This is a genomic window from Streptomyces sp. NPDC026538 (assembly GCF_055567535.1).
In genome coordinates this window covers 464,866-489,010 of record NZ_JBVHQG010000001.1, presented here as the reverse complement: position 1 = coordinate 489,010, position 24,145 = coordinate 464,866, and the positions used below count along the sequence as shown (strand labels likewise).

At 72.2% G+C, this 24,145-nt stretch carries 20 protein-coding genes; 10 read left to right on the top strand and 10 right to left on the bottom strand.

Annotated elements, in window-relative coordinates; all coding sequences use genetic code 11:
• Nucleotides 1-155: 155 nt before the first annotated feature.
• Entirely contained in the window at nucleotides 156-1,682 is a 1,527-nt protein-coding gene (locus tag ACZ4N4_RS02245; RefSeq protein WP_467583439.1) for a leucyl aminopeptidase, read from the bottom strand.
• A gap of 501 nt (nucleotides 1,683-2,183) precedes the next feature.
• On the opposite strand from ACZ4N4_RS02245, the gene ACZ4N4_RS02240 reads away from it, so the two are divergent.
• Nucleotides 2,184-2,960, top strand: a complete 777-nt coding sequence (locus tag ACZ4N4_RS02240) for an endo alpha-1,4 polygalactosaminidase (RefSeq protein WP_467583436.1) — start codon at nucleotides 2,184-2,186, stop codon at nucleotides 2,958-2,960.
• An 87-nt stretch (nucleotides 2,961-3,047) separates the two neighbouring features.
• On the opposite strand, the gene ACZ4N4_RS02235 is transcribed toward ACZ4N4_RS02240, so the two are convergent.
• Nucleotides 3,048-3,842 (bottom strand): adenosylcobinamide-GDP ribazoletransferase, encoded by a 795-nt coding sequence (locus tag ACZ4N4_RS02235; RefSeq protein WP_453571556.1) that lies wholly within the window; start codon nucleotides 3,840-3,842, stop codon nucleotides 3,048-3,050.
• A 60-nt stretch (nucleotides 3,843-3,902) separates the two neighbouring features.
• On the opposite strand from ACZ4N4_RS02235, the gene ACZ4N4_RS02230 reads away from it, so the two are divergent.
• Complete coding sequence (locus ACZ4N4_RS02230; RefSeq protein ID WP_453571553.1) at nucleotides 3,903-4,670, top strand: hypothetical protein; 768 nt, start codon at nucleotides 3,903-3,905, stop codon at nucleotides 4,668-4,670.
• On the opposite strand, the gene ACZ4N4_RS02225 is transcribed toward ACZ4N4_RS02230, so the two are convergent.
• The 3 genes from ACZ4N4_RS02225 to cobT form a co-directional block, all read right to left on the bottom strand.
• Nucleotides 4,607-5,332 (bottom strand): hypothetical protein, encoded by a 726-nt coding sequence (locus ACZ4N4_RS02225; protein ID WP_467583433.1) that lies wholly within the window; start codon nucleotides 5,330-5,332, stop codon nucleotides 4,607-4,609. The genes ACZ4N4_RS02230 and ACZ4N4_RS02225 overlap by 64 nt on opposite strands.
• A gap of 10 nt (nucleotides 5,333-5,342) precedes the next feature.
• A complete protein-coding gene (locus ACZ4N4_RS02220; protein WP_467583430.1) occupies nucleotides 5,343-7,121 on the bottom strand; it encodes a phosphatidylglycerol lysyltransferase domain-containing protein in 1,779 nt (592 codons plus the stop codon).
• A gap of 75 nt (nucleotides 7,122-7,196) precedes the next feature.
• Entirely contained in the window at nucleotides 7,197-8,291 is a 1,095-nt protein-coding gene (cobT, locus tag ACZ4N4_RS02215; RefSeq protein WP_467583427.1) for a nicotinate-nucleotide--dimethylbenzimidazole phosphoribosyltransferase, read from the bottom strand.
• Nucleotides 8,292-8,432: 141 nt separating this feature from the next.
• On the opposite strand from cobT, the gene ACZ4N4_RS02210 reads away from it, so the two are divergent.
• On the top strand, nucleotides 8,433-9,407 hold the full coding sequence (locus ACZ4N4_RS02210) for a class I SAM-dependent methyltransferase (RefSeq protein ID WP_453571543.1): 975 nt from the start codon (nucleotides 8,433-8,435) through the stop codon (nucleotides 9,405-9,407).
• A gap of 168 nt (nucleotides 9,408-9,575) precedes the next feature.
• Here the strand turns inward: ACZ4N4_RS02210 and ACZ4N4_RS02205 are convergent, their stop codons facing one another.
• Complete coding sequence (locus ACZ4N4_RS02205; RefSeq protein WP_467583423.1) at nucleotides 9,576-10,775, bottom strand: bifunctional adenosylcobinamide kinase/adenosylcobinamide-phosphate guanylyltransferase; 1,200 nt, start codon at nucleotides 10,773-10,775, stop codon at nucleotides 9,576-9,578.
• Nucleotides 10,776-10,978: 203 nt separating this feature from the next.
• Between ACZ4N4_RS02205 and ACZ4N4_RS02200 the strand changes: the two genes are divergently transcribed.
• Complete coding sequence (locus tag ACZ4N4_RS02200; RefSeq protein WP_467583420.1) at nucleotides 10,979-11,191, top strand: hypothetical protein; 213 nt, start codon at nucleotides 10,979-10,981, stop codon at nucleotides 11,189-11,191.
• 42 nt (nucleotides 11,192-11,233) lie between these two features.
• Here the strand turns inward: ACZ4N4_RS02200 and ACZ4N4_RS02195 are convergent, their stop codons facing one another.
• From ACZ4N4_RS02195 to ACZ4N4_RS02185, 3 genes are all read right to left on the bottom strand, one after another.
• Nucleotides 11,234-12,313 carry a S1C family serine protease gene (locus ACZ4N4_RS02195; protein WP_453571537.1) on the bottom strand — a complete coding sequence of 360 codons (1,080 nt, stop codon included), beginning with the start codon at nucleotides 12,311-12,313 and terminating at the stop codon, nucleotides 11,234-11,236.
• A 71-nt stretch (nucleotides 12,314-12,384) separates the two neighbouring features.
• A complete protein-coding gene (locus tag ACZ4N4_RS02190) occupies nucleotides 12,385-13,086 on the bottom strand; it encodes a class I SAM-dependent methyltransferase (protein WP_453571534.1) in 702 nt (233 codons plus the stop codon).
• A gap of 83 nt (nucleotides 13,087-13,169) precedes the next feature.
• Entirely contained in the window at nucleotides 13,170-13,766 is a 597-nt protein-coding gene (locus ACZ4N4_RS02185) for a DUF3043 domain-containing protein (RefSeq protein WP_453571531.1), read from the bottom strand.
• 277 nt (nucleotides 13,767-14,043) lie between these two features.
• Here ACZ4N4_RS02185 and ACZ4N4_RS02180 point away from each other — a divergent pair, with 277 nt between their 5' ends.
• The 6 genes from ACZ4N4_RS02180 to ACZ4N4_RS02155 all read left to right on the top strand — a co-directional run bounded on the left by ACZ4N4_RS02180 (nucleotide 14,044) and on the right by ACZ4N4_RS02155 (nucleotide 22,862).
• Nucleotides 14,044-14,835: a PspA/IM30 family protein gene (locus ACZ4N4_RS02180; protein ID WP_362730221.1), complete on the top strand. Its 792-nt coding sequence runs from the start codon at nucleotides 14,044-14,046 to the stop codon at nucleotides 14,833-14,835.
• Nucleotides 14,836-14,863: 28 nt separating this feature from the next.
• The gene (gene pspAA / locus ACZ4N4_RS02175) at nucleotides 14,864-15,142 is read left to right on the top strand and encodes a PspA-associated protein PspAA (RefSeq protein WP_453571608.1); all 279 of its coding nucleotides are present in this window, start codon (nucleotides 14,864-14,866) and stop codon (nucleotides 15,140-15,142) included.
• Nucleotides 15,143-15,287: 145 nt separating this feature from the next.
• The gene (locus ACZ4N4_RS02170) at nucleotides 15,288-16,532 is read left to right on the top strand and encodes a sensor histidine kinase (RefSeq protein WP_467583415.1); all 1,245 of its coding nucleotides are present in this window, start codon (nucleotides 15,288-15,290) and stop codon (nucleotides 16,530-16,532) included.
• On the top strand, nucleotides 16,529-17,212 hold the full coding sequence (locus ACZ4N4_RS02165; RefSeq protein WP_453571525.1) for a response regulator: 684 nt from the start codon (nucleotides 16,529-16,531) through the stop codon (nucleotides 17,210-17,212). The genes ACZ4N4_RS02170 and ACZ4N4_RS02165 overlap by 4 nt, the downstream gene beginning before the upstream one ends.
• Nucleotides 17,213-17,411: 199 nt before the next feature.
• Complete coding sequence (locus ACZ4N4_RS02160; RefSeq protein ID WP_467583412.1) at nucleotides 17,412-20,525, top strand: efflux RND transporter permease subunit; 3,114 nt, start codon at nucleotides 17,412-17,414, stop codon at nucleotides 20,523-20,525.
• A gap of 114 nt (nucleotides 20,526-20,639) precedes the next feature.
• On the top strand, nucleotides 20,640-22,862 hold the full coding sequence (locus ACZ4N4_RS02155; RefSeq protein WP_467583409.1) for a protein kinase domain-containing protein: 2,223 nt from the start codon (nucleotides 20,640-20,642) through the stop codon (nucleotides 22,860-22,862).
• Nucleotides 22,863-22,877: 15 nt separating this feature from the next.
• On the opposite strand, the gene nadA is transcribed toward ACZ4N4_RS02155, so the two are convergent.
• On the bottom strand, nucleotides 22,878-24,062 hold the full coding sequence (gene nadA, locus ACZ4N4_RS02150) for a quinolinate synthase NadA (RefSeq protein WP_467583406.1): 1,185 nt from the start codon (nucleotides 24,060-24,062) through the stop codon (nucleotides 22,878-22,880).
• Between the last annotated feature and the right edge of the window lie 83 nt (nucleotides 24,063-24,145).

The window sequence follows — 24,145 nt, the reverse complement described above, 5'->3', positions numbered from 1 at the left end:
CTGGAGGGGCGCGGGGCTGTATCGATGTGCGGCTCCGCCGCGTGGGCGCCAGAACCCCCACGGCCCGCAGTCGCCCCACGACGGAACGGACCGAGTCAAGGGGCGACGGGACCCCGCCCTACCCGCACGCGAGGTCCCGCCCACAAAAACCGACGTCAGCCCAGGTCGCCCTCGGCCGTCAGCTCGGCAAGCCGCACGAGCGTCCGCACCGCCGACCCCGTCCCGCCCTTCGGCGTGTACCCGAAGGGCCCGCCCTCGTTGAACGCCGGCCCGGCGATGTCGAGGTGCGCCCAGGTGATCCCCTCACCCACGAACTCGCGCAGGAAGAGGCCGGCCACCAGCCCGCCGCCCATCCGCTCGCCCATGTTCGCGATGTCCGCCGTGGGGGAGTCCATCCCCTTGCGCAGGTGCTCCGGCAGCGGCATCGGCCACGCCGGCTCGCCGACCTCCTCGGCCGCCTCGTGGATCGCCGTACGGAACGCGTCGTCGTTGGCCATGACACCGAACGTCCGGCTGCCCAGCGCCAGCATCATCGCCCCGGTCAGCGTCGCCACGTCGACGATCGCGTCCGGCTTCTCCGCCGACGCCGCCCACAGCGCGTCGGCGAGGACCAGCCGGCCCTCGGCGTCCGTGTTGAGGACCTCGACCGTCTTGCCGCTGTACATGCGCAGCACGTCACCGGGGCGCACGGCCGAGCCGGACGGCATGTTCTCGGCGAGCGCCAGCCACCCGGTCACATTGACCCGCAGGCCGAGCCGCGCCGCCGAGACGACTGCCGCGAAGACCGCCGCCGCGCCGCTCATGTCGCACTTCATCGTCTCGTTGTGCCCGGCCGGCTTGAGCGAGATACCGCCCGAGTCGTAGGTGATGCCCTTGCCGACGAAGGCGAGGTGCTTGTCCGCCTCGGGGCTGGTGTACGACAGCTTCACCAGCCGCGGGGTCGCGGCCGAGCCGCCGCCGACACCGAGGATGCCGCCGTAGCCGTCCTTGGCGAGCGCCTTGTCGTCCAGGATCTGGATCTTGAGGCCGTGCTCCTTGGCCGCGCGCTGCGCGATCGCGGCGAACGCGGCCGGAGTCAGGTCGTTCGGCGGGGTGTTGACCAGGTCGCGGGCGCGGTTGAGCTCCTCGGAGACCGCGGTGGCGCGGGCGAGGGCCGCCTTGTGGGCGGCGTCCCGCGGCTTGCCGCCGAGCAGCGTGGCCTCGGCGAGCGGCGCCTTGCCGTTCTTCGCCGTCCCGTTGCCGCCGTTGCCCTTGTAGACGTCGAAGGAGTAGGCGCCCAGCAGCACGCCCTCGGCGATCACGCCGACGGCGGCCGCGTCCTCGACGGGCAGCGCGAAGGCCGCCTTCTTGGCACCGTTCAGCGTGCGGGCCGCGAGGCCGGCCGCCCGGCGCAGCGCCTCGGCGTCGTAACCGGCGCCGCCGTCGGGCTCGGCGCCCAGGCCGACCGCGATGACGAGCGGGGACTTGAAGCCGGCCGGCGAGGGCAGCTTCGTCAGTTCGCCCTCGGCACCCGAGGCACCGAGGGTCTCCAGGACGTCGGCGAGCTTGCCGTCGTAGGCCTTGTCCACGGCCTCGGCGCCCGGCGTTACGACCGGGCCCTTGGCGCCCTTGGCGACACCGATCACGATCGCGTCGGCCCGGAGGCCGGGCGCCGCTGCGGTGCTGAGAGTGAGAGCAGTCACGGTGGTGGGATCTCGCTTCCGATGTTGAGTTGCTGTGGCCGAGTGGGTGGGTCGACCGGGCCCGGGAAGCGACCCTAGGCAGTGGCCTCGGGGCGCATGACCACCGGGGCCTTCACCCTGTCGGCGAACACCCGGGACGAGCCTACGCGTGTGTATGCGTTCGCTCATTCCTACGGGCGTTCACCTGAGGGTGGCGTCCACGCCACCTCCCCCTCTCCCGCCAGGTGACCTGGGTCACATCCCTCGCGTTCCGGTGGGCGAGGCCATCTGCCGCTTCGCGCGATCTCCACTGATCCCGCTCCAAACCTCCACAAGGAGGCGCAAGGGGATTGTGCGGGGGATAGGCCCCGCATCGGCGCACACCGCGTATCAAACGAGAACCAAGGCAATGGCCATGACCGCGGCCGGCCCGCGTCCCGAGGCCGGCCTCGACCGCGGCGCGGTACCCGGGGTGGGAGATCATCGCCGGGGTCCCCTGTCGCACACCCTGGAGTCCGCCCGGTGAAACTCCGCACCACCACGCCCCTGCTCGTCCCGCTGGCCCTGCTCGCCGGCTGCACCGCCGCCTCGGACGACGCCGGTCGCTGGCAACCGAGGCCCGGGGTCACCTGGCAGTGGCAACTGAGCGGCCGCGTGGACACGTCCGTACGAGCGTCGGTGTACGACATCGACGGCTTCGACCAGTCCAAGGCGACGGTCGGCGCGCTGCACGGCAAAGGCCGCAAGGTCATCTGCTACCTCTCCACCGGCGCCTTCGAGGACTGGCGGCCCGACGCGAAGCAGTTCCCCGCGTCGGTGCTGGGGCGCGGCAACGGCTGGGAGGGCGAACGCTGGCTGGACATCCGCCGTACGGACGTCCTGGAGCCGTTGATGGCGGCCCGTCTCGACATGTGCAAGGACAAGGGCTTCGACGCGGTGGAGCCCGACAACATGGACGGCTACAAGAACCGCACGGGCTTCCCCCTCAAGGCGGCCGACCAGCTCCGCTACAACCGGCTCATCGCCCGGCTCGCCCACGACCGGGGCATGTCGGTGGGCCTGAAGAACGACCTGGACCAGATACCGCAGCTGGTCGCCGACTTCGACTTCGCGGTCAACGAGCAGTGCGCCCAGTACGGCGAGTGCGACGACCTGAAGCCGTTCACCAAGGCGGACAAGGCCGTCTTCCACGTGGAGTACGAACTGCCGACGGCGAAGTTCTGCGCCCGGTCGCGCGAACTGAAACTGAGCTCGCTGCAGAAGAAGTACGAGCTGGGGGTGTGGCGCAGAACCTGTTGAGGGGGGCTCGGGGATGGGCCCCTTCATGTGCGGCCGCGCCGCGTGGGCGCGTCCGGCCTCCACCGGCCCGCAGACACGGCTCGACCTTCAACCTCCCAAGGAAAACACCACAAGCGCCACAGTGGCCGCCGTCTCGGCGAGGCACCCGAACACGTCCCCCGTCACCCCGCCGAACCGCCGCCGGCACAGCCGCAGCAGCACGTCCGTCGCCGCCTCCGCCACCACCACCGCGAGCAACGCCCGCAGGCTGTCGGCCGATCCCGCCAGCGCCCCGGCCCCCGCCGCCACCACCATCACCGCGATCGTGACCACCGACGCGCCCACCTTCGGCACCACCCCGGCCACCGCCGCCCCCAGCCCCTCCGGCCGGGCCGCGGGCACCCCCTGCACCGCTGCCAGGCTCATCGCCAGCCGGGCCACCATCGCCGAGACGACCGCGGCCAGCACACCCCGCCGCCACGAGCCGCCGTAGGCCTGGGCCAGCGCGGCCACCTGCCCGAGCAGCACGAGGACGAGCGTGATCACGCCGAACGGCCCGATGTCCGACCGCTTCATGATCCGCAGCGCTTCCTCGGCGGGCTTGCCGCTGCCCAGCCCGTCGGCGGTGTCGGCGAGCCCGTCCAGATGCAGGCCCCGGGTGAGCACGGCCGGTACCGCGACCGCGGCCACCGCGGCCAGCAGCGCGCTCGCCCCGGCCAGGACCAGCAGCGCCCCGACCGCGCCCGCGCAGAGCCCGACGGCGAGGCCGGCCAGTGGCGCGAGCAGCATGCCGCCCCGGGCGGCCTCGCGGTCCCACCGGGTCACCTTCACGGGGAAGACGGTGAGGGTGCCGAAGGCGAAGCGGAGGCCGTCACGCCAGGGAGTCGCAGAGGTCGCAGCCACCGGCGCAGGTTACCCGGTGGTCAGCGGGGCCCATGCCATGGCCGGGGATAAAGTGCGCACATGGGACATTGGCTGGAGCGGAACGTCATCGAGCCGGGCAAACTCCCGCTGTTGCTCGCCCTGACCGCCTTCGTCCTGACCTTTGTGATCACACGGGTCATCACCCGGCTGATCCGCGCCGGAAAGGGCCCGTTCGGCAACGTGAAGGCGGGCGGCCTGCACATCCACCACGTGGTCCCCGGGGTCGTCCTCGTCGTCATCGGCGGTTTCGGCGCGGTCTCCAGCGGCCGGCAGGGCTTCGGAGCGGCCCTCGCCGCGGTCGTCTTCGGCGTCGGCGCGGGGCTCGTGCTCGACGAGTTCGCCCTGATCCTGCACCTCGACGACGTCTACTGGACCGAGGAGGGCCGCCAGAGCGTGGAGGTCGTCGTGGTCACCGCCGCGATGGTCGGGCTGCTGCTCGCCGGGTTCTCGCCGTTCGGCGTCAACGACCTCTCGACGGACGAACTCCAGGACCGGGGCGCCGTCATCGCGAACATCGTGGCGAACTTCCTCTTCTCGCTCGTCGCCCTCAGCAAGGGCAAGGCCCGTACCGCGATCTTCGGGGTGATCGTCCCGTTCGTCGGTGTCGTCGGCGCGGTCCGCCTGGCCCGGCCCGGCTCGGCCTGGGCCCGCCGCTTCTACGCCAACCGCCCGCGCGCCAGGGCCAGGGCCGGGCTGCGCACGTACCACCACGACCGCCGCTGGGCGCGGCTGAGCAGGACCCTTCAGGACTGGATCGGCGGCAAACCCGACCGCCCGGAACCGGCCCGGCTGCCCGGCCGCCGCTGACGCCACCGGCGCCGCAGCCGGCGCCCCACCGTCACCGCCGCGTACAGCGCCGCCACGCCCGCGATGGCCGCCAGATGCTCCTTGCCGGCGAGGTTGTCCTTGACCGCCACCTCGACCACCATCGCCGCCACCACCGCACCCGCGGTGACATCCGCGCCGTACCGCCGGCAGAGGACGACCGCGAGCCCGACGACGGCGGCCGAGGGGCCGGTGTCCACCACCCAGGCGTCCGAGGCGGGCAGGCCCAGCGGGCTGTGCGGGCCCAGCGCGATGCCGACGCGGGCGTACAGCGTGCCGGCGAGGGTCGCGACGTACGCGACGGCCAGCGTCCGCCACCAGCCCAGGCACACCTCGGCGATGCCGAACACGACCAGGATCTGCACCAGCGCGCCCCAGACCGGCAGGTCCAGCGCCGGCACGAACAGCGACAGGGGAGTGCGCAACAGGGCCGGCCAGAGCGGGTCCGCGGCCCGCGTGCCCCCGACGGCCTGCACGAACCGGTAGCCCCACGACTGGTTCTGGACGAACTGCAGCAGCGCCGTCAGACACACCGCCGCCACCGACATCGGCACCGCCCGCAGCCGCCGCTCCGTCAGCGGGCCGCGCACGGTGGCGTACAGCGGACCCCACTCGGCGCGGGCCCAGCGGCCGAGCGGCTTCATGCGGCGGTCCTCATCCGTGCGGGTTCCGGTCCGTGTCCAGATGCCGGCGGCGCAGCCACCGCGGCAGCACCGACACGGCCCCCAGGAACCCCTCGGCACGGGCCGACGAGAGGCCGATGCGCGGCAGATCCGCGCTCTTCTCGAAGAGCAGGAACCGGGGTTCCCAGATCGGCCGGTACTTGGCGTTGGCCCGGTACAGGGACTCGATCTGCCACCACCGGGAGAAGAAGCTCAGCAAGGACCTCCACAACCGCAGCACCGGCCCCGCGCCGAGACGCGCGCCACGTTCGAAGACCGATCGGAACATGGCGAAGTTGAGCGAGACCTGCGCGATCCGGATCTCTCCGGCACGCCGCAGCAGCTCGATGACCATGAACTCCATCAGCCCGTTGTCGGAGTCCCGGTCCCGCCGCATCAGGTCGAGGGAGAGGCCGCCCGGCCCCCACGGCACGAACGACAGCAGCGCCCGCAGCCGGCCCTGGCCGTCGGTGCACTCCAGCATCACGCACCGCCCGTCCCGGCCGTCCCCGAGCCGCCCCAGCGCCATGCTGAACCCGCGCTCGGTGGCGCCGTCCCGCCAGTCGTCGGCGCGCCGCAGGAGGTACGCCATCTCGTCGGCGGGGATGTCCTCGTGCCGCCGGATCCGCACCGAATAGCCGGCCCGCCCGACCCGGTTGTGGGCCTGCCGGACGGTCCGCATGGCCCGTCCCTCCAGCGTGAACTCGGCGACCTCGACGATCGCCTCGTCCCCGAGCTCCAGCGCGTCGAGCCCGTGCCGCGCGTACACGGTCCCGGCCTCCTCGCTCGCCCCCATCACCGCCGGGATCCACCCGTGCGCCCGGGCCTCGCTCAGCCACGGCGCGATCGCCCCGGGCCAGGCCTCCGGATCCCCGATCGGATCCCCGGAGGCGAGGCTCACCCCGCCCACCACCCGGTAGGCCACCGCCGCCTTCCCGGTCGGCGACCACACGACGCTCTTCTCCCGGCGCAGCGCGAAGTACCCGAGCGAGTCCCGCTCGCCGTGCCGCTCCAGCAGCTCCCGCAGCCGCTTCTCGTCGTCCTCGCTGATCGGGTCGACGGCGCGGCGGGAGCGGAAGGCGGCGTAGAGGACGGCGAGGACGAGGAGCGTGCTCAGCACGTTGACGGAGACGTTCACCCAGTTGGGCGGCGCGATGTAAGGGAACCGGGAGGGGTCGGCGGCGACCGAGACCAGGCGCAGGGTGCCGTAGTGCCAGCGCTCCGCGAACGTCGAACGGGCGGCGTGCGGGGCCTGGTTGGTGACGGTCACGAGGAGGGCGGCGAGCAGTGAGGCGAGCAGTCCGCCGCCGACGGCCACGGTCGCGGCGAGCCGCGGGTTCGACCGGTCGCCCTTGGCGTAGAACTCCCGGCGGCCGGCCAGCAGCGCGCCCACGAAGGCGGCGGTCAGCGCGATCGAGATCCAGTTCTGCGGGTACCGCCGGATCTCCGGAAACGCCATGGCGAACGCGAACAGCGCGAGGAACAGGCCGCTCAGGACGAGGTTGAGGATCCAGGCGGCCCGCTTGCGCCGCCGCATCGTGATCGCGAGGAACGCGGTGAACACGCCGGAGGCGAAGCCGGCGGTCAGCAGGTACGGCGTGAAGAAGTCCTCCTGGTTGTGCCGCCGCACGTCCTGCCCCAGCGACACCCACACCGCGCTGAGGAAGTTGACGAAGGCGACGGCCCGCAAGTACCACACGGCAAAGGCGGCGGCCCGCCGGGAAACCCCGCCGGCCCGCCACCGTTCAACGGCAATTCGGACATCTCCCATGGAGATGGATCATATGGGCGCCCCTGCGGGCGAACGCCGTCACACGCACGGACCTCGCCGTTGCCGGTGATACCTCTACTCCTCCGGCTTTTCCTCTTCCGCTGCCTCTTCCCCTGCCACTTCCTCGGGTTTCTCCGGGAGTTCCGCCGCCAGGGCCGCCGCGGACTGGACCAGGGGGAGGGCGAGCAGCGCTCCCGCTCCCTCGCCCACCGTCACGCCCTGTTCCAGCAGCGGCTCCAGGGCCATCCGGTCCAGTGCCTTCGCCTGGCCCGGCTCGCCGCTGTCGTGGCCGGCCAGCCACCAGTCCGGCGCCCGGAACGCGATCCGCTGCGCGACCAGCGCACACGCGGCCGCCACCACTCCGTCCAGCACCACCGGCAGCTTCCGCACCGCCGCCTGCAGCAGGAACCCGGTCATCGCCGCGAGGTCGGCCCCGCCGACCGTCGCCAGCAGCTGCAGCTGGTCCCCGAGCACCGGCCGCGCCCGCCGCAACGCGTCCCGGATCGCCGCGCACTTGCGCATCCACGCGAGGTCGTCGATGGCGAGCCCGCCCCGCCCAGTCACCACGGACGCATCGGTGCCGCACAGCGCCGCGACGAGGACACAGGCCGCCGTGGTCCCCCCGACGCTCACATCGCCGAGCACCACCAGATCGGTCCCCGAGTCGGCCTCCCCGTCGGCCAGCGCCATCCCCGCCCGGAAGGCCTCCTCGGCCTCCTCCAGCGTCAGCGCGTCCTCGACGTCGATACGGCCGCTGCCCCGCCGCACCCGGTGCCGTACGACCTCCGCGGGCAGCGTGTCCGGGTCGCAGTCCAGCGCCATGTCGACGATCCGCAGGGGTACCCCGAGCCGCCGGGCCAGCACCGCAACCGGGCTGGCCCCCTCCAGAACCGCCCGCACCAGCAGCTCGGCGGTGCCCGCGGGCCGCGCGGACACGCCGAGTTCCGCGACGCCGTGGTCACCGGCGAAGAGCAGCACCCGCGGCCGTTCGACCGGCCGTACCGGCACGGAACCCTGCGCGGCGGCCAGCCACTCACCCAGGTCGTCGAGGCGGCCCAGCGATCCGGGCGGCACGATCAGCCGCTCCCGGCGCGCCTCTGCGTCACGGCGCACACCGCCGTCGGGGCGCTCGATCAGATCGGTGAAGTCGTCGAGATTAAGCGAGCTCATTCGCCGAACAGTACCGGCACCGAACGAACGCTTCGGTGTCAGATCGCCGGCACACCCGCACGGCGTCTTGGCAGGCAAGATCGGTATCCCATACGTTCCGTTTTGCAGCGTATTGCGTACAGGGAGCACAGGGAGCCGCCCATGCCGCCCACACCCGAACTCCTCCCGGGCACCGACCGGTTCCACGAACCGCGCCGCGAGGACTGTCCCTGGTGCGGTTCCAGACGCCTGCGCACCCGGCTGCGCACATCCGACCTCCTCCATCACCGGCCCGGCAGGTTCGTCGTCGACGAGTGCCGCGACTGCGCCCACGCCTTCCAGAACCCCCGGCTGACCGCGGAGGGCTTCGTCCTCTACCACCGGGACCACTACGAGGGCCGTCTGGAGGACTACGCCGACGGCCTGCTCGCGACCCGCGGCGGCCGCCGCAGGCACCGCGCCGCCGCCCACGCGATGCTGGCGCTGACGGAGCCGGAGAGCTGGCTGGACATCGGGACGGGCCACGCCCACTTCCCGCGGACGGCGAGGGAACTCTTCCCGTACACCTCGTTCGACGGCCTGGACTCGACCCTGCGGGTGGTGCGGGCCCAGGCCGAGGGGCACATCGAGGAGGCGCACTGCGGCCACCTGACCGCACCGGAGGTGCTGGCCCGGCTGCGCGCCCGCTACGACGTCGTCAGCATGTTCCGGCACCTCGAACACGCCCCCGACCCGCGCGCCGAACTCCGCGCGGCGCTCGCGGCGCTACGGCCCGGCGGCCACCTCCTGATCGACATCGCCAACCCGCGCAGCGCCTTCGGCGCGCTGCTCGGCAAGTGGTGGGTCCCGTACGGGCAGCCCCGCCACCTGCATCTGCTGCCGCCGGCCAACCTGCGGGCGGAGCTGGAGTCCCAGGGCTGCGAGATCCTGAAAGCCGACCGGAGGACGCCGCACATCCCGTACGACATCTCGGCGGCGCTCGCGCTGCTGCTGGGCCGGGTGCTGCCCAAGCGCTGGCTGCCGGCGACGGCCCCGCTGGTGGCCACGGCGGCGGCCGTCGACAGCGCGCTGGCCCCCTTGCTGCGCCGCACACCCTTCTCCAACGGGTACCGGATCATCGCGAGAAAGGGGCGCTGACGGCCTGCCGCGCGGCCGCGGGCCGGGTTGGGGGCCGTTCGCGCGGTTCCCCGCGCCCCTCACGGGGCCCGTCCCAGCCGCGGGCAGTCGTGCCGCTGGGGCGATGGGGGAGGGTGGGCGCGGCGGCACCCTGCAAGCGCCGGTAAGCGATCCCACCCCCGCCTTCCTTTACCGCAGCACCACCGCCTGTCCGGCCACCACCAGCACCACGTGCTCGCACTCGGCCGCGAACGCCGTGTTCAGCCGGCCCAGTTCGTCCCGGTAGCGGCGGCCCGACGCCGTGGCCGGCACGATCCCCGACCCCACCTCGTTGGAGACGGCGACCACCGTCCGCCGGGTCGAGCGCACCGCCTCCGTCAGCTCCCGCACCCGCTCCCGCAGCGCCTTCTCCCCGCCCGACGCCCACTCCGTGTCGTCCCACGCCCCGACGGAGTCCATCGCGTCCGTCAGCCACAGCGACAGACAGTCCACCAGCAACGGCGGCCCGTCCTGCGCCAGCAACGGCACCAGGTCGCACGTCTCCGTCGTACGCCACGACCCCGGCCGCCGCTCCCGGTGCACGGCGACCCGCGCCGCCCATTCGGTGTCACCGCCGCGCGTCCCGCCCGTGGCGACGTACAGCACGTCGGGGAAGGACTCCAGCCGCCGTTCGGCCTCCACGGACTTGCCGGACCGGGCCCCGCCCAGCACCAGCGTCCGGCGCGGAACGTCGGGCACCTCCTCGTACACCCCCACCGTCAGCGTCGTACCGTCCGGCACGGCCCGCGCCCCGGCCGCCGCCAGCCGCCGTCGCAACTCCGGTCCCGGCGGCACGTCGTGGTCGAGATGGACGGCGACGACGTCGGTGGCCGGCCCCACCGCCGCCACCGCCCGCAGACGCGCCAGCGCGTCCGGGCGGCCCACGACGTCCAGGAGCGCCATGTCGTACGACTCCGTGCTCCCGTTCTCCAGACCGGCCGGCGCACCGCCCGGCGGCAGGTACAGCAGCCGCTGCCCGTCGGGGCCGGTCACCGCGTACCCGGTGCCGCCCGCGTCCATCGCCAGCGCCCGCACCCGGTGCCCGGTCAGCAGCGCCAGCTCCCGGCCGTCCGGTACCCGCCCCGGCTGCGGCAGTCCGGCCGGCACCTCGACGGCGGGTCCGTCGTGCGGATGCGAGAGCAGCACCTGCCGTACGCCGGTGAGGGACCGCCCGGCGCGTGCCGCGGCGAACGCCGCGCCCGGCGTCAGGTCCAGCAGCAGCGTTCCGTCGACGAGCGCCGCCGTGGCGGCCCGGGCATCAGCCCCGACGGCGCAGGCACAGGCCGCACAAGGGCAGTCCGGGCGGGGCAGACCCGCGGGAGCACCGGTACCGAGCAAAGTCACTTCCACGCCCTGATTTTCACCTGTCCCAACGGTTCTCGCTTCAGCGGGCGCCGCGTGCGACGTGCCCCGGAAGGGGCGCGGGGCCGGCGGCGTGCGGCTCCGCCGCGCGATCGCGGCCGGCCCCTGCCGAGCCCGCACATACCCCACAACCAGCGGAGTTTTCGGCGGCGTCCTTATACGATGCACCAGTTGGATCAAAGGAGGCCTACATGACGGCATGGACGTGGCGGTTCGAGAAGGCCGACGGGACGGAGGTCCAGCCCGCGGTGGAGCCCGAGGAGTTCACCACCCAGGGCGACGCCGAGTCCTGGATCGGCGAACAGTGGAAGGCGCTGCTGGCCGGCGGCGCCGACCAGGTGCGGCTCTACGAGGACGCCACCGAGATCTACGGCCCGATGAGCCTGCACGCGGACGAGTCCTGAGAGGTGCCGGTCCGGGGCGGCCCCGAGCGGGTCGCCCCGCCGTCACTGCTCGCCCAGCGTCACGTCCACCGTCCGCTGGACGTCCTCCCGGCTGTACGTCACCGTCGTCTTCTGCCCCGGCCGGTCCACGGCGAGCGACTCGGCCAGTGAGGTGATGGTGGTGATGTGGTCGTCACCCACTTTGGTGATGATGTCGCCGGGCCGGATGCCCGCCTTGTCGGCCGCGTCCCCCGGCTTCACGGTCACGACGGCCACCCCGGCGGGCTGGTAGTTCACGTCGACGACCGTGCGGCCGCTGATGCCGAGCGCGGCCCGCCCCGAGTCGGTCACCTTGCCCTGCTTGATGATCTGGTCGGCGACCGTCTTCACCATCGACCCCGGGATGGCGAACCCGATCCCTGGCGCCGCGCTGTTTCCCAGGTCCGGGTCGCTCGCGGCGAGCGTCGGGATGCCGATGACCTCGCCGTTGAGGTTGACCAGGGCGCCGCCGCTGTTGCCGGGGTTGATGGCGGCCGAGGTCTGCACCATGTTGGGGATGGTGGCCCCGGTGCCGCCGCCCTCCTGGTTCTCGCTGACGGTCCGTCCGGTCGCCGACACGATGCCCTCGGTGACGCTCGACGACAGCCCGAGCGGTGACCCCATGGCGAGCGTGATCTGCCCGACCTCGACCTTCTCGGTGTCCCCGAAGGCGGCCGCCTTCAGCCCGTCCGGGATCTTGTCGAGCCGGAGGACCGCCAGGTCCTGCTCGGGGTAGGAGTAGACGAGCGTCGCGGTGAGCGGTTCCTCGTTGTTGGCGGTCGTCACCTTGAACTTCTTCTCGCCCTTGACGACATGCGCGTTGGTGACGATGTGTCCCTTGTCGTCGTAGACCACGCCGGACCCCAGGTCGCTGCTGGCCTGGATCTGCACCACCGACGGCAGGACGTCCTTGATCACCTTCTGGTACCGGTTCTGCAGGTCGACCGCCGTCACGGGAACGGCCGCCGCCTGGGCGGCGTGGGTGGTCGAGCCGTCCTCGGCCGTGTCGCCGCCGAAGGCGGAGCAGCCGGAGACGAGAGCCAGACAGCAGGAGCCGAGCGCGGCGGCCGTACGGAAGGTCCGGCGAGTACGGGAAGCGTCCATGCCCCCGAGTCTCGTCGCGGGGTGCCGGTCCGGCTCGTGCTGCTGACCCGAACGAGCAGCACGCGGCGGGTTCAGCCGCGGACCCCGCACAGATGCAGCAGCGCCGCGACCGCACGGTACGGATCCGTCCGTCCGGCCCGTTCCTCGGCCGCCAGCAGCGTCTCCAGGTCGGCGGGTGGTCCGGCGCCGTCCGCGGCCGTGTCCGTGAACACCCGTACGCCGTACCAGGAGTGCAGGGGCGCACCGATGCCGGCGAGTGCGGCGGTGAGGACGGTCAGCCGGTCGGCCCGCACCTCGAGGCCCAGCCGGTTGCGGTAGGAGACGGTGTCGAAGGCGCCCATCGCCCCCGCCCAGTCCCCGCTCAGCCCCGGCCGCATGGCCAGCGCGTCGGCGTTGCGCACCAGCAGCGAGAGCAGGCCGCCGGGGGCCAGCATCCGGGCCAGCCCGGCCAGCAGTGCGTCCGGCTCCTCGACGTACATCAGCACGCCGTGACAGAGCACCAGGTCGAAGCTGCCCGGCAGAAAGTGGACGCCCGTGTCCCGTCCGTCCCCCTCGACGATCCGCACCCGTTCGCGGATCCCCTCCGGCTCACCGGCCAGGGCCTCCCGCGCGGCCGCGATCATCGTCGGTTCCCGCTCGACGCCGGTCACCTGGTGCCCGGCGCGGGCCAGCCGCAACGCCTGGGTGCCCTGGCCCATCCCCACGTCGAGCACCCGCAGCCGCTGCCCGACCGGGAAACGCCCGGCTATCTGCTCGTCGAGCTGCCGGGCCACCAGCTCCTGTCGTACGACCTCACGCAGTCCGCCCAGCCTGGTCAGCCAGGCCTTCGCCGCACCCCCGGAGAAAGGCTCTGTGCTCAGGGCCGCTCTCCGCGCTTGACCTGCGGCTTGGGCAGCCGGAGCCGGCGCATCTGGAGGGAGCGCATCAGACCGTAGGCGACGGCGCCCTTCTTGTTCTGGTCCGGGAAGCGCTCGGCGAGGCGCTTGCGCAGCCGCAGGCCGCTCACCGCCGCGTCGAGCACGATCAGCACGATCACGACCAGCCACAGCAGCAGCGCGATGTTCTTGATCGCCGCGTTGTTCACCACGCTCATGACCAGGATGATCACGGCCAGCGGCAGGAAGAACTCCGCCACGTTGAAGCGCGAGTCGACCCAGTCTCGGGCGAGCTTGCGGACCGGGCCCTTGTCACGGGGCGGCAGGTACCGCTCGTCGCCGGTGGCCAGCGCCTGGCGCTGCCGCTCCATGGCGGCACGCCGGTCCTCGCGCTGACGCTTGGCGGCGTCCTTGCGCGTCGTCGGCGTGTTGGCCACGCTGCGGCGCTGGGTCTGGGCCTCACTGCGCTTGGGCGTGGGCCTGCCCTTGGGCGCCTGCGGGTCACGGGTCTGCTTGGAGTCGGTCACCGCCGCCTTGTCGGCGGGGGCCTTCTCATCCTTGGCACGGCTACGGAACACAAAACCCAAGGGTACGGGGTCGACGGGTGTGGGCCCTAGCGCGGTGGGGAACGATCCCGCAACGTCAGTCGTCTCCAGAGGGGACACAGGGGACGTTGCAGACGGTTCGCTCGGGGGAGCACCTACTACCTGTGCCGGAGTGGAACTGTCCGCAGTCGTCCTTGGGGATGAGCGCATCGGTCCCCGAACAGTGCGGTAATGGAGGCAGGGCCCGTACTGTGGGTTCTGTCGCAGGATCTGTGAGCTGGAGTCCGTCAGAAGGGGGCGCGCGAAGCCCATGAGCGGTGTCATGAAGCGTATGGGGATGATCTTCCGCGCGAAGGCGAACAAGGCCCTGGACAGGGCCGAGGACCCGCGCGAGACCCTCGATTACTCCTACCAGAAGCAGCTTGAGCTGCTCCAGAAGGTGCGCCGCGGGGTGGCCGACGTCGCCACCTCCCGCAAGCGGCTCGAACTCCAGCTGAACCAGCTCCAGCAGCAGTCCACCAAGCTGGAGGACCAGGGCCGCAAGGCGCTCGCGCTCGGCCGCGAGGACCTCGCCCGCGAGGCGCTGTCCCGCCGCGCCGCCCTCCAGCAGCAGGTGACCGACCTGGAGACGCAGCACGCCACCCTCCAGGGCGAGGAGGAGAAGCTCACCCTCGCGGCCCAGCGCCTCCAGGCCAAGGTGGACGCCTTCCGCACGAAGAAGGAGACCATCAAGGCCACCTACACCGCCGCCCAGGCCCAGACCCGCATCGGTGAGGCGTTCTCCGGCATCTCCGAGGAGATGGGCGACGTCGGCCTCGCCATCCAGCGCGCCGAGGACAAGACGCAGCAGCTGCAGGCCCGCGCCGGCGCCATCGACGAACTGCTCGCCTCCGGTGCCCTCGACGACCCGACCGGCATGGCCAAGGACGACATCGCCGCCGAGCTGGACCGCCTCTCCGGTGGTACGGATGTAGAGCTGGAGCTCCAGCGGATGAAGGCGGAGCTGGCCGGCGGGCAGCCGCAGCAGGCGATCGAGGGCGGCGCCGGCCAGGGCCAGCAGGCGCAGCAGCCGCAGGACACCCCGCGCTTCGACAAGCAGTAGCCGACGCCTGGAGGGCGACATGGCCGACATGGTCGTAAGGATCATGGGGGAGGGCCAGGTGCGGCTGGCCGACAGCCACCTCACCGAGCTGAACAAGCTGGACGACGAACTCCTGGCGGAGACGGAGTCCGGCGACGAGTCGGCCTTCCGCCGCACCCTGGGCGCCCTCCTGGACAAGGTCCGAGAACTCGGCACCCCCCTCCCGGACGACGCCCTGGAACCCTCGGACCTGATCCTCCCCTCCCCGGACGCCACCCTGGAGGAGGTCCGGGAGCTGCTGAGGGACGACGGCCTGATCCCGGGCTGACGCGCTCCCGCTGACTCGCCTGACGCCCGGACCTGAGCCGTCGGCAGGCCGCGTCGGGTGGGTGGGTGCGTGGGAAACCGGACGGTGCCTGATCGGGCCGAACCAAGAGTTCCGGCCCGCATGAACCAGCCGTACTGTTCACACCGTGAGCCCCTTCGAAAGAGCCCGCTGCAGAGTCGGCGCGCATCCACTCGCCGTGGACGCGGTCATCGCCGCGGGCGCTCTCGTCTGCATGGTCGTGAGCTCTTTCGCCGTCCCGCACGGCGCCCACGGCGTCGCCTGGGGCATCCGCACCCCGGATCCCCTCAGCCTGGTCCTGATGACGCTCGCCGCCGTCGCCCTGGTCTTCCGCCGGCACGCCCCGAAGACGGTCCTGGCCGTCACCGGCGCGGCCGCCGTCGTCGAGTGCGTCACCGGCGACCCCCGCGCCCCCGTCGCGATGGCGGCCGTCGTCGCCCTCTTCACCGTCGCCGCCACCACCGACCGCCGGACCACCCTGCGGGCCGGCCTGCTCACCATGACCGTGCTGACCACCGCCGCGATGGCCGCGGGCCCCCTCCCGTGGTACGCCCAGGAGAACCTCGCGATCTTCGCCTGGACCGGTATCGGCGCCACCGCCGGGGACGCGGTGCGCAGCCGGCGGGCCGTCGTCCAGGCCATCCGGGAGCGTGCCGAGCGCGCCGAGCGGACCCGCGAGGAGGAGGCCCGCCGCCGGGTCGCCGAGGAGCGCCTGCGCATCGCCCGTGACCTGCACGATGTCGTCGCCCACCACATCGCCCTGGTCAACGTGCAGGCAGGAGTGGCCGCACACGTCATGGACAAGCGGCCCGACCAGGCCAAGGAGGCCCTCGCCCACGTCCGCGAGGCCAGCCGCTCCGCGCTCAACGAACTGCGCGCCACCGTCGGCCTGCTCCGCCAGTCCGGCGACCCCGAGGCCCCGACCGAACCCGCCCCCGGCCTGCACCGCCTCGAAGAGCTCGCCGACACCTTCCGCAACGCCGGCCTCCAGGTCGAGGTGGCCCGCGCCGACCAGGGCACCACCCTGCCCGCCGCCGTGGACCTCGCCGCCTACCGGATCATCCAGGAGGCCCTGACCAACGTGCGGAAGCACGCCGGACCCGAGGCCAAGGCCGAGGTCAGCGTCGTACGCGTCGGACCGCACATCGAGGTCACCGTCCTCGACAACGGCTCCGGCGAGGACGCCGCCCCCGAGGCCGGCGGCGGCCACGGCCTGCTCGGCATGCGCGAGCGCGTCACCGCCCTGCGCGGCACCCTCACCACCGGCCCCCGCTACGGCGGCGGCTTCCGCGTCCATGCGATCCTGCCGGTCAAGACCGACACCGACGACCGTACGAACCACCGGACGGCCGCCCTGGGGGATTCCGCATGACGATCCGTGTCCTGCTCGCCGACGACCAGGCCCTGCTGCGCAGCGCGTTCCGCGTGCTCGTCGACTCCGAGCCCGACATGGAGGTGGTCGGCGAGGCCTCCGACGGCGCCGAGGCGGTGCGGCTGGCCGGGGAGACCCGGGCCGACGTCGTCCTGATGGACATCCGGATGCCGGGCACGGACGGCCTGGCCGCCACCCGGCTGATCAGCCAGGACCCGTCCCTGGACCGGGTCCGGGTCGTCATACTGACCACCTTCGAGGTGGACGACTACGTCGTGCAGGCGCTGCGCGCGGGCGCCTCCGGCTTTCTCGGCAAGGGCAGCGAACCAGAGGAGCTGCTGAGTGCCATCCGGGTCGCCGCCGGCGGCGAGGCGCTGCTCTCGCCGACCGCCACCAAGGGGCTGATCGCCCGCTTCCTCGCCCAGGGCGACACCGGCGCCGACGGCCTCGACCCGGCCCGCGCCGAGCGGCTGGACGCACTCACCTCACGCGAGCGCGAGGTGCTGGTCCAGGTCGCCGGCGGGCACTCCAACGACGAGATCGCCGAGCGCCTCGAGGTCAGCCCGCTGACCGTGAAGACGCACGTCAACCGAGCCATGGCCAAGCTGGGCGCCCGGGACCGGGCACAGCTCGTGGTGATCGCCTACGAGTCGGGGCTGGTCCGTCCGAGGATGGAGTGACCTCCACCCGGCCGTACTGCGGCGGGAGTAGGAGCCGGATATAGGACGGCACCCAGGGCCTACGTGCGCGGGGCGGCGCATGGGTGAGGGTGTGGGGTGGGCGCTCACAGGTGTCACCTGTGCCGCTCGTTCGCCGTTCATCCGCCGCTCACAGCAGTTCCGCTCACAGCAGCAGCTCACCGAAAAGAGACCCTGACCCATGTCCTGGCTGTCCCGATTCAGCCTCGCGCAGCGGGCCCTGATAGGCCTCATGTCATTGATCGCGCTCGCCTTCGGGGCGATCGCCATCCCCCAGATCAAGCAGCAGCTGCTGCCCACCATCGAACTCCCGGTCGTCTCCGTCCTCGCCCCCTACCAGGGCGCGTCGCCGGACGTCGTCGAGAAGCAGATCATCGAGCCCGTGGAGAACAACCTCGAAGGCGTCGACGGGATCACCGGCGTCACCTCCACCGCCGGCGAGGGCAACGCCGTGATCATGGCGTCCTTCGACTACGGCAGCGACACCAAGAAGCTGGTCGCCGACGTCCAGCTGGCCGTCAACCGCGCCCAGCTCCCGGACTCCGTCGACCCGCAGGTCATCTCCGGCTCCACGGACGACATGCCGACCGTGGTCCTCGCCGTCACCTCCGGCAAGGACCAGCAGGCCCTCGCCGACCAGCTCGACAAGACGGTCGTCCCGGACCTGAAGGACATCGACGGCGTCGGCCGCGTCCAGGTCACCGGCGTACGGGACCTCCAGGTCACCGTCACCCCGGACCAGGCGAAGCCGGCCGGGGCGGGCCTCACCCCGGCCGCGATCGCCCAGACGCTGCAGGCGGCCGGCGCGACCGTGCCGGCGGGCTCCTTCGACGAGGACGGCGCCAACCGCACCGTCCAGGTCGGCGGCGGACTCACCTCGCTGGAGCAGATCAAGGACCTGATGGTCAGCGGGCAGGGCGTCAAGAAGCCCGTGCGCCTCGGTGACGTGGCCTCGGTCAAGGAGCAGGAGGCTCCGGCCGACTCCATCACCCGTACCGACGGCCGTCCCAGCCTCGCCGTGAACGTCACCATGGACCACGACGGCAGCGCCGTCTCCATCTCGAACGCGGTCAAGGACAAGCTGCCCAAGCTGCGTCAGGACCTCGGCTCCGGCGCCACCCTCACGGTCGTCAGCGACCAGGGCCCGGCGGTCTCCAAGTCCATCAAGGGCCTCACCACCGAGGGCGCCCTGGGCCTGGTCTTCGCGGTCCTGGTCATCCTGGTCTTCCTGGCCTCGATCCGCTCGACCCTGGTGACGGCGGTCTCCATCCCGCTGTCGGTGGTCCTCACGCTGATCGTGCTGTGGACCCGGGGTCTCTCCCTCAACATGCTCACCCTCGGCGCGCTGACCATCGCCATCGGCCGGGTCGTCGACGACTCGATCGTGGTCCTGGAGAACATCAAGCGCCACCTCGGCTACGGCGAGGAGCGCCAGGCCGCCATCATCGGCGCGGTCCGCGAGGTGGCCGGCGCGGTCACCTCCTCCACCCTCACCACGGTCGCCGTCTTCCTGCCGATCGGGCTGGTCGGCGGCATGGTGGGCGCCCTGTTCGGCTCGTTCAGCATCACCGTGACGGCCGCGCTGCTCGCCTCCCTGCTGGTCTCGCTGACGGTCGTACCGGTGCTGTCGTACTGGTTCCTGCGCGCTCCGAAGGGCACCCCCGAGGACGCCGCGGAGGCCCGCCGCGAGGCCGAGGCGAAGGAGGCCGACAGCCGGCTCCAGCGTGCCTACGTGCCCGTCCTGCGCTTCGCGACCCGGCGCCGCCTCACCAGCGTGCTGATCGCGATCGTGGTCCTGGTCGTCACGTTCGGCATGGCCGGGCTGCTGAAGACCAACTTCTTCGACCAGGGCGACCAGGAGGTCCTCACCGTCAAGCAGGAGCTGAAGCCGGGCACCAGCCTGGCGGCGACCGACGCGCAGGCGAAGAAGGTCGAGAAGCTGCTCGCCTCCGTCGACGGGGTGAAGGACTACCAGGTCACGGTCGGCTCGTCCGGCTTCATGGCGGCCTTCGGCGGCGGCACCGACACCAACCAGGCGTCGTACTCGGTGATGCTGGACGACGCCAAGTCGTACGACAAGGTGCAGACGGCCATCGAGGACGGTCTGCACAAGCTGCCGGGCATCGGTACGACCACGGTGTCCGCCGGTGACGGCTTCGGCAGCCAGGACCTGAGCGTCGTCGTGAAGGCGGCCGACGGGGACGTGCTGCGCAAGGCCTCGGAGCAGGTCCGGGCCACCGTCGCCAAGCTGGACGACGTCACCGACGTCACCAGCAACCTCTCCCAGAGCGTGCCGCGCATCTCGGTGAAGGCCAACTCCAAGGCCGCGGCGGCCGGGTTCGACGACCAGACGCTGGGCGCCGCCGTCACCCAGGCGGTCAAGGGCACCACCGTCGCGAAGGCGGTCCTCGACGACACCGAGCGGGACGTCGTCGTGAAGTCGGCGAAGCCGGCCGAGACCCTCGCACAGCTGCGCGCCCTCAAGCTGGGCCCGGTGAAGCTGGGCGACATCGCCACCGTGAAGCTGGTGGACGGGCCGGTGTCGATGACCCGGATCGACGGCCGGCGCGCCGCGACCATCACGGCGAAGCCGACCGGTGACAACACCGGCGCGGTCAGCACCCAACTCCAGTCCAAGATCAAGGCGTTGAAGCTCCCGGCGGGGGCGACGGCCTCGATCGGCGGGGTCACCTCGGACCAGGACAGCGCGTTCAAGAACCTGGGCCTGGCGATGCTCGCGGCGATCGCGATCGTCTTCATGCTGCTGGTCGCGACCTTCCGCTCGCTCGTCCAGCCGCTGATCCTGCTGGTCTCCATCCCGTTCGCGGCGACCGGCGCGATCGGCCTGCTGGTCGTCACCGGCACTCCGATGGGCGTCCCCGCGATGATCGGCATGCTGATGCTGATCGGCATCGTGGTGACCAACGCGATCGTGCTGATCGACCTCGTCAACCAGTACCGGCGCCAGGGACACGGCGTGGTCGAAGCGGTCATCGAGGGCGGCCGGCACCGGCTGCGCCCGATCCTGATGACCGCCCTGGCGACCATCTTCGCCCTCCTCCCGATGGCGCTCGGCGTCACCGGCGAAGGCGGCTTCATCGCCCAGCCGCTGGCGGTGGTCGTGATCGGCGGTCTGATCACCTCCACGCTGCTCACCCTGCTGCTGGTGCCGACGCTGTACGCGATGGTCGAACTCCGCAAGGAGCGCCGGGCCAGGAAGCGGGCGGCGAAGCGGGACCCGGGGGCAGCGGACTCTGCCCCGGCGGCCGAGGAGCCGCAGCCCGCAGCCGTGTGACGGTCCCGCGAACGACGGCCGGTTTCCGGAACACCTCCGGGAACCGGCCGTCCGCGTCCGGCCGTTCCGTATGCTGGCGCCGCGAACTGCAGGGCGGGGAAGGGGAGTTTCGGCGTGCCGCTGCACAAGGACGACCCGAGGTCCCTCGGCGGGTACCGGCTGGCCGACCGGCTCGGGGCCGGCGGGATGGGCATCGTCTACTGGGGCCGGTCGCGCTCCGGGCGCGAGGTCGCCGTCAAGGTGGTGCACGCCCAGTACGCCGAGGACCCGGTCTTCCGCGCCCGGTTCCGGCAGGAGATCGAGGCCGCCCGCCGGGTCAGCGGCGCCTTCACCGCCCCCGTCCTGGACGCCGACCCGGACGCGCCGGCCCCCTGGATGGCCACGCAGTACGTGCCAGGCCCCTCCCTCGCCGCCCGTATCCGGTCCCAGGGCGCGCTCCGCGTCACCGAGCTGCGGCCGCTGGCCCTGGGCCTGGTGGAGGCGCTGCGGGACATCCACCGGGCCGGGGTGGTGCACCGGGACCTGAAACCGGGCAACGTCCTGATGGCCGAGGACGGCCCCCGGGTCATCGACTTCGGCATCTCCCGGGCCGCCGAGAACCACAACACCCTGACCGAGACCGGGCAGATGGTCGGCACCCCGCCGTTCATGTCCCCGGAGCAGTTCACGGACGCCCGTACGGTCGGCCCCGCCTCGGACGTCTTCTCGCTCGGCGCGCTGCTGGTGTACTGCGTCACCGGACGCGGCCCCTTCGACGCCGACAGCCCCTATCTGACCGGCTACCGAGTGGTCCACAACGAGCCCGTACTGGACGGGGTCACCGGCCCGTTGCGCGCGGTCCTGGTGCGCTGCCTGGCCAAGGACCCGGCCGCCCGGCCCGAACTGGACGAACTGGCCCGGGAGTTCGCGACGGCCCTGCCGGAGTCGTCCGCCGAACCGCAGACGATGACCCTGCGCCTGCCCTCCGCACGGCCCGGCACCGCCCCGTCCCTCGACACCACCACCCCGCCGGGCACCGGCCACCGCCCGCGCCGCCGCGTCCCCCGGCTGCTGCTGGCCGCGGCCGCGGTGACCGCCATCGCCCTGACCGGATACTTCCTGCCGGGCCCCTGGAACGGCGACGGCGAGGCACGCACCGGCTCCTCGGCGTCCCCCGGATCCCGCTGGGGCACCCTCCCCGACGGCTGGAAGCCCTGGCAGACAACGGTGTCCGCGACCGCCGAGCAGGGGGTGAAGAAGGCGCCGGGCTACGAGGGCGACACCTCGCCCTCCTGCGTCTCCGACGGCTCCTCCGTCTACTGCGGCGGCACCGCCCTCCTGCCCACCCGGGTCGACGCCACCACCGGCCGGACCCTGTGGCGCTCCCCGATCGCACCCGCGGGGATCCCGGCCGACCGCTACATCACCACCGTCCTCGGCGTGGACGACGGCCGGGTCCTCGTCGAACTGCAGGTCACCGACACCAACGGCGCGGGACAGGCGCAGTCCGTCATGGCGCTCGACAGCCGGAACGGCGCGAGGATCTGGTCCCACGCGGTACGCACCGACAGCCTGGGGTCGGCCTACGCCGACGGGGTGACCCTGACCCAGGAGGGCGACGGCAGCGCGGTCACCATCCGCTCGGCGCGCGACGGCAGTGTGCGCAGAACCGTGCCCGTGCCCCAGGGCTGGCTCTGCTCGCTGCTCGCCGTGGGGGACTTTCCCTATGTGGACTGCGGCGATCAGACGGACGGCTCGCACGCCACGAAGTTCTTCGCCGTCGACCCGGCGGACGGGCCGGTGCGCACCCTGAACTCACCCGCCCAGACGGGCAGTTTCGTGGGCACGCTCTCCGGACAGCTGGTCTTCCTGGAGGCCGACGACCAGGACGTCGACAACGGTCCCGACCTGATCTACACCCGCATCGTGCGCGTCGACCCCGACACCGGCAAGCGCACCCTGACGTCCCTGCCCGAGCACTACCGGGGCGGACTGCCCACCCTGGCCCGGGGCACCCTCTACCTCGCCACCTCCAGCGGCCTGGTCACCGCCTTCTCCCCGACGACGGGGGAGAAGCGGTGGAACAGCCACACCACCCTGGAATCGCCGGGCCAGGCCTCGGTGGACGCGAGTGGCCGCACGCTCTTCATGGCCGGCGCGAGCGGGCGGGTGGTCGCGCTGGACACCGCCAAGGGCACCGTGCTGTGGGAGTCCCCCGCCCGCGCCGAGGTGCTGGGCAACAGCGGCCTGCTGCCGACCGTGTGGTTCAACCGGGGCGCCCTGGTCCTCTCCACCTCCGACGGCACGATCTTCACCCTCGACCCGGCCGACCCCGAGCGGAAGCCCGTCTCGGGGTGACCTCGGGTCGTACGGCTACGGGAGCGCCAGCATCCGCTCCAGGGCCAGCTTGGCGAACTTCTCCGTCTCCTTGTCGACCTCGATCCGGTTGACCAGGTTGCCCTCGGCCAGCGACTCCAGGGTCCAGACCAGGTGGGGGAGGTCGATGCGGTTCATGGTGGAGCAGAAGCAGACGGTCTTGTCGAGGAAGACGATCTCCTTGCCCTCGGGAGCGAAACGGTTCGCCAGCCGGCGGACCAGGTTCAGCTCCGTGCCGATCGCCCACTTGGAGCCGGCGGGCGCGGCTTCCAGCGCCTTGATGATGTACTCGGTCGAACCGACGTAGTCGGCCGCGGCCACCACCTCGTGCTTGCACTCCGGGTGCACCAGGACGTTCACCCCGGGGATGCGCTCGCGCACGTCGGCCACCGAGTCCAGGCTGAACCGGCCGTGCACCGAGCAGTGGCCGCGCCACAGGATCATCTTCGCGTCGCGCAACTGGTCGGCGGTGAGGCCGCCGTTCGGCTTGTGCGGGTTGTAGAGCACGCAGTCGTCCAGGGACATGCCCATGTCCCGGACGGCGGTGTTGCGGCCGAGGTGCTGGTCGGGGAGGAAGAGCACCTTCGTGCCCTGCTCGAAGGCCCACTCCAGGGCCCGCTGGGCGTTGGACGAGGTACAGATGGTGCCACCGTGCCTGCCGGTGAACGCCTTGATGTCCGCGGACGAGTTCATGTACGAGACGGGGACGACCTGCTCGGCTATCCCGGCCTCCGTCAGCACGTCCCAGCACTCGGCGACCTGCTCGGCCGTCGCCATGTCGGCCATGGAGCAGCCGGCCGCCAGGTCGGGCAGGACCACCTTCTGGTCCTCCGAGGTCAGGATGTCGGCGGACTCGGCCATGAAGTGCACACCGCAGAAGACGATGTACTCGGCCTCCGGGCGGGCGGCCGCGTCCCGGGCCAGCTTGAAGGAGTCGCCCGTGACGTCGGCGAACTGGATGACCTCGTCGCGCTGGTAGTGGTGGCCGAGCACGAAGACCTTGTCGCCGAGCTTCTCCTTGGCCGCGCGGGCGCGCGCGGCCAGGTCCGGGTCGGACGGCGAGGGCAGGTCGCCGGGACACTCGACGCCCCGCTCGCTCTTCGGGTCGGCCTCACGGCCGAGCAGCAGCAGGGCGAGCGGAGTCGGCTGTACGTCGAGCTCCGTGGTCTGGGCGGTGGTCACGACACGCACCCTTTCTACTTTTCGTCGTTCTGACGTTATCTATCATAACCGCTTCACGTCAGTTTGACGATGCCCATTGTGTC

Coding starts and splice junctions, on each gene's coding strand:
- ACZ4N4_RS02230 (WP_453571553.1), top strand. CDS start 3,903: ATGGGACATTGGCTGGAGCGGAACGTCATCGAGCCGGGCAAACTCCCG.
- ACZ4N4_RS02225 (WP_467583433.1), bottom strand. CDS start 5,332: ATGAAGCCGCTCGGCCGCTGGGCCCGCGCCGAGTGGGGTCCGCTGTAC.
- ACZ4N4_RS02220 (WP_467583430.1), bottom strand. CDS start 7,121: ATGGGAGATGTCCGAATTGCCGTTGAACGGTGGCGGGCCGGCGGGGTT.
- cobT (WP_467583427.1), bottom strand. CDS start 8,291: ATGAGCTCGCTTAATCTCGACGACTTCACCGATCTGATCGAGCGCCCC.
- ACZ4N4_RS02210 (WP_453571543.1), top strand. CDS start 8,433: ATGCCGCCCACACCCGAACTCCTCCCGGGCACCGACCGGTTCCACGAA.
- ACZ4N4_RS02200 (WP_467583420.1), top strand. CDS start 10,979: ATGACGGCATGGACGTGGCGGTTCGAGAAGGCCGACGGGACGGAGGTC.
- ACZ4N4_RS02195 (WP_453571537.1), bottom strand. CDS start 12,313: ATGGACGCTTCCCGTACTCGCCGGACCTTCCGTACGGCCGCCGCGCTC.
- ACZ4N4_RS02180 (WP_362730221.1), top strand. CDS start 14,044: ATGAGCGGTGTCATGAAGCGTATGGGGATGATCTTCCGCGCGAAGGCG.
- pspAA (WP_453571608.1), top strand. CDS start 14,864: ATGGTCGTAAGGATCATGGGGGAGGGCCAGGTGCGGCTGGCCGACAGC.
- ACZ4N4_RS02165 (WP_453571525.1), top strand. CDS start 16,529: ATGACGATCCGTGTCCTGCTCGCCGACGACCAGGCCCTGCTGCGCAGC.
- ACZ4N4_RS02160 (WP_467583412.1), top strand. CDS start 17,412: ATGTCCTGGCTGTCCCGATTCAGCCTCGCGCAGCGGGCCCTGATAGGC.